The 9,889-nt window shown below is 75.4% G+C and carries 8 protein-coding genes; 3 read left to right on the plus strand and 5 right to left on the minus strand.

Annotated elements, in window-relative coordinates:
• Nucleotides 1-218: 218 nt before the first annotated feature.
• The 3 genes from PV341_RS40615 to PV341_RS40625 form a co-directional block, all read right to left on the minus strand.
• Nucleotides 219-386: a hypothetical protein gene (locus PV341_RS40615; RefSeq protein WP_500360443.1), complete on the minus strand. Its 168-nt coding sequence runs from the start codon at nucleotides 384-386 to the stop codon at nucleotides 219-221.
• Between the two features lie 45 nt (nucleotides 387-431).
• Nucleotides 432-1,118: an ABC transporter ATP-binding protein gene (locus PV341_RS40620; protein WP_500326729.1), complete on the minus strand. Its 687-nt coding sequence runs from the start codon at nucleotides 1,116-1,118 to the stop codon at nucleotides 432-434.
• Nucleotides 1,119-1,216: 98 nt separating this feature from the next.
• A complete protein-coding gene (locus PV341_RS40625) occupies nucleotides 1,217-2,647 on the minus strand; it encodes an ABC transporter permease (protein WP_500326727.1) in 1,431 nt (476 codons plus the stop codon).
• Nucleotides 2,648-2,970: 323 nt separating this feature from the next.
• Here PV341_RS40625 and PV341_RS40630 point away from each other — a divergent pair, with 323 nt between their 5' ends.
• On the plus strand, nucleotides 2,971-4,305 hold the full coding sequence (locus PV341_RS40630) for a hypothetical protein (RefSeq protein ID WP_500360444.1): 1,335 nt from the start codon (nucleotides 2,971-2,973) through the stop codon (nucleotides 4,303-4,305).
• On the opposite strand, the gene PV341_RS40635 is transcribed toward PV341_RS40630, so the two are convergent.
• Together PV341_RS40635 and PV341_RS40640 are read right to left on the minus strand one after the other, a co-directional pair.
• Nucleotides 4,293-5,015, minus strand: coding sequence for an LmeA family phospholipid-binding protein (locus PV341_RS40635; protein ID WP_500360446.1), 723 nt, complete (start codon nucleotides 5,013-5,015; stop codon nucleotides 4,293-4,295). The two genes, PV341_RS40630 and PV341_RS40635, sit on opposite strands and share 13 nt — an antisense overlap.
• Nucleotides 5,012-7,258 (minus strand): MMPL family transporter, encoded by a 2,247-nt coding sequence (locus tag PV341_RS40640; protein ID WP_500360449.1) that lies wholly within the window; start codon nucleotides 7,256-7,258, stop codon nucleotides 5,012-5,014. The genes PV341_RS40635 and PV341_RS40640 overlap by 4 nt, the downstream gene beginning before the upstream one ends.
• Before the next feature lie 242 nt (nucleotides 7,259-7,500).
• Between PV341_RS40640 and PV341_RS40645 the strand changes: the two genes are divergently transcribed.
• Complete coding sequence (locus PV341_RS40645) at nucleotides 7,501-8,199, plus strand: response regulator transcription factor (RefSeq protein ID WP_500326721.1); 699 nt, start codon at nucleotides 7,501-7,503, stop codon at nucleotides 8,197-8,199.
• On the plus strand, nucleotides 8,196-9,563 hold the full coding sequence (locus PV341_RS40650; protein WP_500360447.1) for a sensor histidine kinase: 1,368 nt from the start codon (nucleotides 8,196-8,198) through the stop codon (nucleotides 9,561-9,563). Before PV341_RS40645 ends, PV341_RS40650 begins: the two co-directional genes overlap by 4 nt.
• The last annotated feature ends 326 nt before the right edge of the window (nucleotides 9,564-9,889 follow it).

The raw sequence follows: 9,889 nt of genomic DNA on the forward strand, positions 1-9,889 counted from the left end.
CCCTCCCCCCAGCCTTCGGCCGGGGGGACCCCCGCCTCGGCGCTCGCGGCGCTGCCCCACATCAATCGGCACCGCACCCACCGCTCGTGTCCCCCAGCCGCTGCGGCGCAGGCGCGTGGGGGCGTGCGGGTCCCGGCGGTCCGGGCGGCCGGGACGCGGACCGGACCGGGACAGGCGGCCGGCGGTGTCCCGGTGGCCGTGCCTACGAGGTGGCAGGCCTACGGCGCGTGCGGCGCCGTCGCGTCGGCGCCGGCCGCGGGCAGCAGGCCGATGCCGCGGCTGGGGCCCTGGCAGCCCTGGGCGGCGGCGATGCCGAGCGCGACGAGGAGGGTCACGGTGACGAAGACGATGAGCCGCTGCCGCAGCAGCCTGCGGTCGGCACCCACGGGCCGGCGGCCCGCCGGCGTACGGGGGGCCGGGGTGCGGCGGTCTCAGGCCGCCGGGGTCCGCTCGGTGACGGTGACCCGGCCCTTCTTGATGGTGGCGACCCGGGTGGCACGCCGGGCGATGGCGGAGTCGTGGGTGACCATGACGAAGGTCAGCCCGTACTCCTTCCACAGCCCCTCCAGCAGGGCGAGGATCTCGTCGCGGGTGTCCTCGTCGAGGGCTCCGGTCGGCTCGTCCGCGAGCAGCACCTTGGGGCGCTTCACCAGCGCCCGGGCGATCGCCACACGCTGCTGCTGACCACCCGACAACTCGCCCGGCAGATGGTGCAGACGGTCGCCGAGGCCGACGGAGGCGAGGGCCTCGGCGGCGCGGGCACGGCGTTCGGAGGCCTTGACGCCCAGCGGGACGAGGGCGGTCTCGACGTTCTCCTGGGCGGTCAGGGTCGGGATCAGGTTGAAGCTCTGGAAGATGATGCCGATGTTCTGCGACCTGACCTTGGTCAGCCGGGCCTCGCTCAGCCGGGCCAGGTCGGTGCCGTCCAGCTCCACCGAGCCCTCCGTCGGGCGGTCGAGGCCCCCGAGCATCTGCAGCAGCGTCGACTTGCCGCCGCCGGTCGGGCCCTGGATGACGAGCTGGTCGCCGTCATCGATCACGAGGTCGACGCCGCGCAGCGCGTGCACGGTGTCCTTGCCGCGCGAGTAGCGCTTGGTCACGCCGCTCAGCTTGTACATGAGGTGACTCCTGAAGTCCTGAAGGGGAAGGGCGGGGGCCGCGCCACGCCGGGGGGAACGTGCGGTACGCGGCCCCCGGTCTCGTGGGGCGGGTGCGGCTACTCGACGCGGCGCAGGGCGTCGGCCGGGCGCAGCCGCGAGGCCCGCCAGCCACCGAAGGTCCCGGCGATCAGACCGCCCGCGACCGCCAGGACCACCGCGAGGACGATGGTGTTGACGCTGACCGGTGCCTGGAGGGCGATCTCGACGGCGTCACCGGCCGCGCGCCGGGCGGGACCGCCGAAGCCACCGGGACCGCCCGCTCCGCCGCCACCGACGGTGGCGTCCAGCGTGGGGCTGATCGTGGTGATGAGGTAGGCGCAGCCGAGGCCCAGGGCGATGCCGAGGGCGCCGCCGATGAGGCCGTTGACGATCGCCTCGCCCATGACCTGGCGGGTCACCCGGCCGCTCTTCCAGCCCAGCGCCTTGAGCGTGCCGAACTCGCGCACCCGGCGGGAGACCGCGGAGGAGGTCAGCAGCCCCGCGACGAGGAAGGCGGCGATCAGGACGGCGACGGAGAGCCACGTGCCGACGTTGGACGCCAGGTTCGAGGCCGTGGACAGCGAACCGGAAACGGTCGAGGCCAGGTCGGCGGAGGTGGTGACCGTCGTGCCGGAGACGTTCTTCTGGATCGCGGACTTGACGGAGCCGATCTTCTGGGAGTCGGCGGCCTGGACGTAGATCGTGGTGACCTTGTCCTTGGCGTCCGCGAGCGTCTGCGCCTGCTTGAGCGGGATGTAGACGTTGGCGGAGGAGGAGCCGCTGTCGGCGGTAGCGATGCCGATGATCTCGAACTTGGTGCCGGAGATCGTGACCGTCTTGCCGACGGTCAGCTTCTTCTGCTTCGCGTACGCGCTGTCGAGCACGGCGACCTTGGCGTCGTCCTGCGCGCTGGTGAAGGTCCTCCCCGAGGTGATCTTCGACGAGGTCAGCGGCCCGAGGGCGGGGTGCGCGACGTCCGTGCCGAAGACGGTGAAGTTGTTGATGTCGAAGTTGGCTCCGCCGCCGCGCACCGTGCCCTGCGGCTGGCCGCTGCCGCCGCCCCGCTGCCGGTTGCCGCCGCCCGGGGCCTGCTGGAACTCACCGCGCTGGAACTGGCCGTTGACCTTGATGACGACCAGGCTGAGCCCGCCGACCGCGTCCTTGACCCCGCTCTGCTCGGAGACCTGGTCGACGACCGAGGACTTCAGCGACTGGAAGCCCTGCACCATGACGCGGTCGCTGCTCTGCTCCTTGTCGTCGCCGCGCGCGTCGAACTGGAAGCGCGGTCGCTGCGCGGAGGCCGAGTCGGGGTCGGCGGCCTTGGTGACGGTCATGTCGGTGCCCAGGCCGTACAACGACTCCAGCACCTTGCCCTGGGCCTGCGTCATGCCGGCCGACACCGAGTTGACGGTGATCACCAGGGCGATGCCCAGTGCGAGGCCCATCGCGATGACGAGCGCCGCCTTTCTGCGGCGTCGGAGTTCGCGCCGGAGGTACGTGAAGAACATGCCATTCCTCGCCGAGTCAGGAAAACGGGAAGCGGGAGGGAGGCGGTGCCTGTCTCTCCACTGCGACGACGGTAGGAACCAGCGGTGATGAGAGCCTGAGCGGTGGATGAGAGCCGTATGAGAAACCCTCGCGCCGGGGCGGTGCGGCCACTGCAGTACCTTGCCCTGGACCCGCGCGCCCGCCGGGCCGGGCCGGTGGCGGATTCGCGGAAGGCCGGGGCGGGGGCGCGGGCCGGATGAGAAGGTCGGCGCCCGGCGAGGAACGTCCCGGCGGGGAGACCGGCGGGGGCACGAGTGACCGCACGACGTGGGGAGACGCGGATATGACGGACGGAACACCGTGGGGCGGCGGCGGTTGGGGCCCCGGTCACGGGACCGGCGGCGGCACGGGAGGCGGCGGCTTCGGACCGCCGCCCCCGCCGGCGCCGCCGTACCCGCCGCAACCGCAGGCCCACCACGGAGCGCCCTGGTACCCGCCGCACAACGGCTACCCCGCACCGCCGCCCCGGCGGCGCGGCCCGCTGCTGGCCGTGGCGGGACTGGCCACCGCGGCCCTGGTCGCCGGCCTCCTCATATGGGCTCCCTGGAGCGGTTCCGGCGACGGCAAGGGCCCGGCGGCGACCGCGCGCAAGGACCCGGCGGCGGAGGCCGAGCGCATGCTGCGCGAGGCGGCGGACACCTTGGGCGAGGCCCAGGTCGTCTCCTACCGGGGCGACTTCGCCCTCGACAGCGGGACGAGCACCCCGTTCGACCTGCAGACCACGCCCGGCGGCTGGGGCCGTGGCTCGCTGCAGGACGAGGGCGCCACCGTGCGGCTGCTCACCACCGACGACCACCGCCTGACCAAGGCCGACAGGGCGTACTGGAAGGACCGCGGCTACGCGGGCGACCTCCTCGACCGGATCGACGACCGCTGGCTGGACTCCTCCGCCGACCTGCCCGAGATCGACGACCTGACGACCCCCCTGGACCCGGCCAACGTCTCGGCGCTGCTCCGTGACGCCGCCGACCGCGGCCGCCCGGACGCCATCTCCTCCTCCACGGTCGCCGGACGCCCCGTCAAGGTGCTGACCACGACCGGCGGCCGCTTCTGGATCACCGACTCCGCCCCCCGCACCCTGCTGCGCCTGGCCGCGGGCGACTCCCCCGCCGCCTCGGGGCCGCTGCCCCTGCCCGACGGCCTGGACACCACGGTGGCCGTGCTCACCGGCGCCGACCGCGAGACCTTCACGACCGCCTACGACCGGGACCTCGCCGCCCTGAAGTCGGCCGTCGACCCGGCGGTCAGCTTCAGCACCACGGGCAAGGCCCGCTTCTCCCCCTGCGGCAACACCAGTTGCACCGCCCGCTTCACCCTCCAGAACTCCCTGTACGACGCCCTGGACGACCCCGAGACCACCGACGACCCCGTGTACGCGGAGATCAGCATCGCCATCACCCTCGACGGCCGCAAGGTGAAGACCTGCGTCTTCCACAAGAAGATGAAGCCCTCCGGCACCGTGTCGCTCATCTGCACCGCCACCTACAGCGCCGCGACCACCAAGGACCACACCGTCCGCGGGCTTCCCGACGCCTGGGCGCGCGCGGTGCCGGACGACGAACTCTCCCGGCTGCGCGCGGACTTCGCCAGGGGCGTCATGGACGGTCAGGCGGCCTGAGCCGCCCGGCGGGGCAGCGCCGCGCGGCCGCCGTCGAGGGTGACGTGCAGGCCCTCGGACGTGACGTCGACCGAGGTCGCCCGCAGGGCGAGGGGGTAGCGCGCCCGCGGGGCCCGGTCGGCCAGCCGCCGCTCGATCCGGTCGACGACCGCCGGCGCGGCGGCCTGGCCCAGGAGCTCCGCGCCGGTCACGGTGACCGCCACCCGGCCGTCACGGAGCATCGGACGGACCGTCACCCAGGCAAATCCGCCGCCGAGTTCGAACCGCAGCGTGCCCGCGACCGGGTCCGGCACGACGGCCGTGACCGGCAGGCCGCCGTCCGTACTGCCGCTCCCTGAGCGTGCGCGCAACGACCCGGCGGGAACGCGGACGTCGGCATGGGACGACGCCACGGTCGGTGCGCCGCCGAAGCGGAGGCCGTCCAGGCGTAGGCGCACCGAGGCGCCGTGCAGCCGCCCCACGGTGACGTCGTCGCCGGCGACCTCGACGCGGTCCAGGCGCCGGTGCGCGAGCGCGGCCAGCGCCGGCCCACCGCCGGTGTCGACCGCCACCCGGTCCGGGGCGACGCCGAGGGCGCGGCCCGCCGCGGCCGCGACGCGGTGGTGGACGACGCCCCGCGCGACCAGCTCACCGGCCCCGCCGGTCAGGGCCGTCAGCGCGACGGACACCACCAGCACGGTCCTGACCCGGCGCCACCGGACGGCCGTCACCGCGTCTTCCCGGCGGCCTCGGCGCCGGCGGGCGCGGGAACGTCCTGCGCGGCACGGCCGCCGCCCTCCGGGTCCAGGCGCGGCAGCAGCCGGTCCAGCCAGGACGGGATCCACCAGTTGGCCCGGCCGAACAGGTACATCGTCGCGGGGACGAGGAGCAGCCGGACGATCGTGGCGTCGACGACGACGCTCACCCCGAGCCCCAGCGCCAGCATCTTGACGACCACGTTCGCCGACAGGAGGAAGGCGAGGAAGACGCTGGTCATGACGATCGCGGCGCAGGAGATGACCCGGGCGGTGGCGGCCAGCCCGTGCGCCACGCTCCCGTGGTCGTCGCCGGTGGCCAGCCAGGACTCGCGGATCCGGGAGAGCAGGAAGACCTCGTAGTCCATGGACAGCCCGAAGACGATGGCGAACATCATCATCGGGACGTAGGACTCCACCGGCACGCTCTCGCCCACGCCGAGCCACGGACCGCCCCAGCCCCACTGGAAGACGGCCACGACCACGCCGTACGCGGCGCCGATCGACAGCAGGTTGAGCACCGCGGCCTTGGCGGCGACCAGCGGGCTGCGGAAGACGGCGAGCAGCAGCAGGAAGGCCGCGCCGACGACCACCGCGACGATCACCGGCAGCCGGTCCACCACGACGTCCCGGAAGGCGAGTTGGGCCGCCGTGGCCCCCGTGACGTGGCCCTGGGCACCGGTGCCCCGCAGGGCGGCGGGCAGCACGCCGTCCTGCAGGCGGTGGACGAGGTCGGAGGTGGAGCGCTCCTCGGGCCCGCCGCCCGGGGTGACGGTCGCGACGAGCAGGGCGCCGTCGGGGGTCTCGGACGGGGTGGTCGCGGCGGCCACGTCGCCGGCGCCGGTGAGGGCGTCGTGCAGTGACGCCGCGAGACGTTCCCGGTCGGCCGTGGTCCGGATGCGGTCGGGGTCCAGGGCGACGACCACGGTGAGCGGGCCGTTGGTGCCGGGGCCGAAGCCCTCGGAGAGCAGGTCGTACGCGCGGCGGTCGGTGTTGCCGGCCGGGCCCGCCCCGGCGTCGACGTGCCCCAGCCGCATCGAGGCCAGCGGCACGGTGAGCACCCCGAGCGCCAGCACGCCCGCGGTGAGGAAGAGCCAGGGGCGCCGCCCGACGGCGCGGGCCCAGCGGTGCCAGACGTCGGCGCCGCCCGGGGCGGGTTCGTCCACCGGCGTGCGCACCGACCAGCGGTCGATCCGGCGGCCGAGCAGCCCCAGCAGCGCGGGGGTGAAGGTCAGTGAGGCCACGGCCGCGACCGCGACGGTGACGCCCGCGGCGGCACCGAGGGTGCCGATGAAGACGACCCCCGAGGCGTACAGGCCCGCCAGGGCCATCGCCACCGTCACGGCCGCCACGATCACGGCCCGGCCGCTGGTGGCGAGGGTGCGTCCGGCGGCCTCCGCGGGGTCGTCGACGGTGTGCAGCAGCCCACGGTGGCGCGTGGTCAGGAAGAGCGCGTAGTCCAGGCCCACGCCGAGGCCCATCATCGTGGCCAGCGTGGGGGCGGCGGCGCCGAAGGACCAGGCCGCCGCGAGCAGCCCCAGCAGGGCCGTCCCGGCGCCCAGCCCGAGGACCGCGGTGAGCAGCGGCAGTCCCGCCGCCGCGAGGCTGCCGAAGCCCAGCAGCAGCACGGCGACCGCGGTTGCCAGGCCGATCGCCTCCGAGGCCCGGTCCGCCGCCTTGGGCCGCGCCAACTGGCCCAGCGGACCGCCGTACTCCACGGTGACGCCGTCGGCGCGCAGCGCCGAGACCGCCGCGTCGACCTCGGCGACGTAGGAACCGTCGAGGGTCGCGGGGTTGGTGTCGAAGCGGACCCCGACGTAGCCGATGGCGCCGTCGGAGGAGACCGCGTCCGGGGTGGTCAGCGGGCCGGCCGCGGACAGGACGTGCGGCAGGTCCGCCACGCGGGCGACCGCCGAGGCCACGGCGTCCCGGTGGTCCGCCAGCCCGCCGTGCCGTGCCCGCAGCACGATCTGCGAGGCGGTGCCCCGGGTGCCGGGCGCGCCATGGGCGTCGAGGAGGTCCGCGCCGGTCTGGGCGGAGGTGCCGGGCAGCGCGAAGTCGTCCTGGTACGCACCGCCCCAGGCCCGGTCGGCGGCGACCGCGGCCAGCAGCACGAGCAGCCATGCGGCGATCACCCGCCACGGGTGCCGGGCGCAGCCGCGTCCGGCCCGGTGCAGCAGACCGGGTCCGGCGGTGCGGGGCGGGTGGGTCCTGCGCAGCAGCAAGGCGACGGCGACGAGCGCGACGACGCCCGCCGCCAGGGTGGCGCCGAGCAGTGCGGGCTCCGCGCCGGCGTGTGGGAATGCCACGACCTGTTCCTCCCTCCGCCCGGCCGGTCCGCCGGGCACCGCCCGCATCGTGGCGGACGGACGCAAGGACGGCGTGGGCGGAATGTTCGGGGAGTGTCAGGATCCCCGCCGCCCGCGGGGCCGCGGGGATCCGGGTGGCTAGCATCGGGGCCATGGCGGAAGAACGAGGCCTCGTCCTGGTCGTCGAGGACGAACGGCACATCGCCGACCTGCAGCGGCTGTACCTGACCCGGGAGGGCTTCGGCGTCCACGTGGAGACCGACGGGCCCTCCGGGCTCGCCGCGGCACGCCGGCTGCGGCCCGTGGCGATCGTGCTCGACATCGGACTGCCCGGGCTCGACGGCACGGCGTTCTGCCGTGCGCTGCGCGACGAGGGGGACTGGACGCCGGTCCTCCTGGTCACGGCACGCGACGAGGAGGCCGACCGGATCCTGGGCCTGGAACTGGGCGCGGACGACTACGTCACCAAGCCCTTCTCGCCCCGCGAACTCGTCGCCCGCGTCAAGACCGTCCTGCGCCGGGTGGACGGCCCGCCCCGCGGCGGACGCCCGCGCACCCTGGGCCCGGTGGCACTGGACCCGGTGCGCCGGACCGTCCACAACGACGGTGAGCCGCTCACCCTGACCACGACGGAGTTCAACCTCCTGGCGTGCCTGATGGGCCACCCCGGCCAGGTCTTCACCCGTGACCAGCTGCTCGCCCACGTCTGGGGCGCCCCGGACTACCGCGAGGGCCGTGTGGTCGACGTCTACGTCTCCCAGCTGCGCTCCAAACTCGGCGACCCCTCCCTGATCCGTACGATCCGCGGCGTCGGCTACAGCGCCGCCCCACCCCGCCCGGCCCCGGCATGACCCCTCGCGGTTCGCTCGCCGGGAACCTCGTGCTGCTCACCACCGCCGTGGCGGCCGTCGCGATGCTGCTGGCCGGGCTGGCGTCGTGGCACACGATCCGCACGACCGCCGAGGCGCAGGAGCGCGACCGGCTCGCACGGCAGGCCGACGTGCTCAGCCGTACCCCGGCGCTGTCGTCCCTGCTGCTCGAACGCGAGCAACGGCTGGCCGGGTCGAACGGCGTCGAGCTCGCGGTGGTCGCGCCGGACGGTACGACGGCAGGGCCGGCGGCGCCCGCCGTCACCACGGCCGTGCTCGCGGCGCTGCGCGGCGGGGACTCCGCGTCGGCGACGGCCGCCCTCGGCGGGCGTGCCGTGCTGGTGGAGGGCCATCCGTCCGCGGGCGGCGGCGCGGTGGTGCTCGCCAAGCCCTTCACCGCGGTCGACGACGCCGCCGCCCGCATCCGCGGCGCCCTCGCGCTGCCCCTGGCCGCCGGTCTGGCGGGCGCGGGCGCAGCCGGTGCGCTGCTGGCCCGGCGCCTGGCCCGTCCCCTGACCGCGGCGGCCCGCACCGCCCGCCGCCTCGCCGCCGGCGAGCGCGGGCTCGCCCTGCCGGACGACGGCCCGGCCGAGGTCGCCGAACTGTCCGCCGCGCTCACCGCCCTTGACACCGCCCTCGCCCGCAGCGAGAACCGGCAGCGCGCGTTCCTGCTCTCGGTGTCGCACGAGATCCGCACCCCGCTGACCGCCGTACGCGGTTACGCCGAGGCCCTCGCCGACGGGGTGATCGGCCCCGACGGCCTCCCCGCCACCGGCCGCACCCTGCTCGCCGAGACGGGCCGTCTCGACCGCTTCGTCCACGACCTGCTGGACCTCGCCCGCCTGGAGGCCGACGACTTCCGGCTCGACGCCGCGCCGACCGACCTCGACGCCCTCGTCGAGGACGCCGGCGCCGTCTGGGCCGACCGCTGCGCCCGCCACGACGTGCGTTTCCGCCTCGAACGCCCGGGCCGCCCGCTGCTCGCCGACACCGATCCCTTCCGGGTCCGCCAACTCCTCGACGGCCTGGCCGAGAACGCGCTGCGCGTCACCCCGGCCGGCCGCCCGCTCGTGCTGGCGCTGCGCGCCGAGGGCGGCGGCGAGGGCAGCGAGGCCGTGTTCGAGGTCCGCGACGGCGGCCCGGGACTGACCGAGGACGACCTCACCGTCGTCTTCCAGCGCGCCGCCCTCGCCACCCGCTACCGCGGCGTCCGCCCCGTCGGCACCGGCCTCGGGCTCGCCATCGCCCACCGCCTCACCACGGTGCTGGGCGGCACCATCTCCGCCGCGTGCACCTCCCCCGAGGGCGGTGCCTGCTTCACGGTGCGGTTGCCGACGCGCACGTGAGCACGTGGGTGCGGCGCCGTCGTGGTTGCGGTGCGTTGTCGTGTGCGGGTTGCTTGCGCCTGCGGCGGGCGGTTTCCCCGCCGCCCGCCCTCCCCCGGCCGAAGGCTGGGGGAGACGAGCGGGGAACCCGGCGCCGAATGATGTGGTCGTAAACCGCGAGCGCTGTGGGGGTCCCCCCGGCCGAAGGCTGGGGGAGTGCGCCGGCGCGGCCCCGACCCAGGCACACGGAGCGCAGGCCCGCACTGACCACGCCGGGCAATCGGGAGGGCGGCGGGGAAACCGCCCGCCGCAGGCGCAACGCACCCGCACACAACCACCGGGCAGCC

It is taken from the genome of Streptomyces sp. PA03-1a (assembly GCF_033792805.1).
Classification (GTDB): domain Bacteria; phylum Actinomycetota; class Actinomycetes; order Streptomycetales; family Streptomycetaceae; genus Actinacidiphila.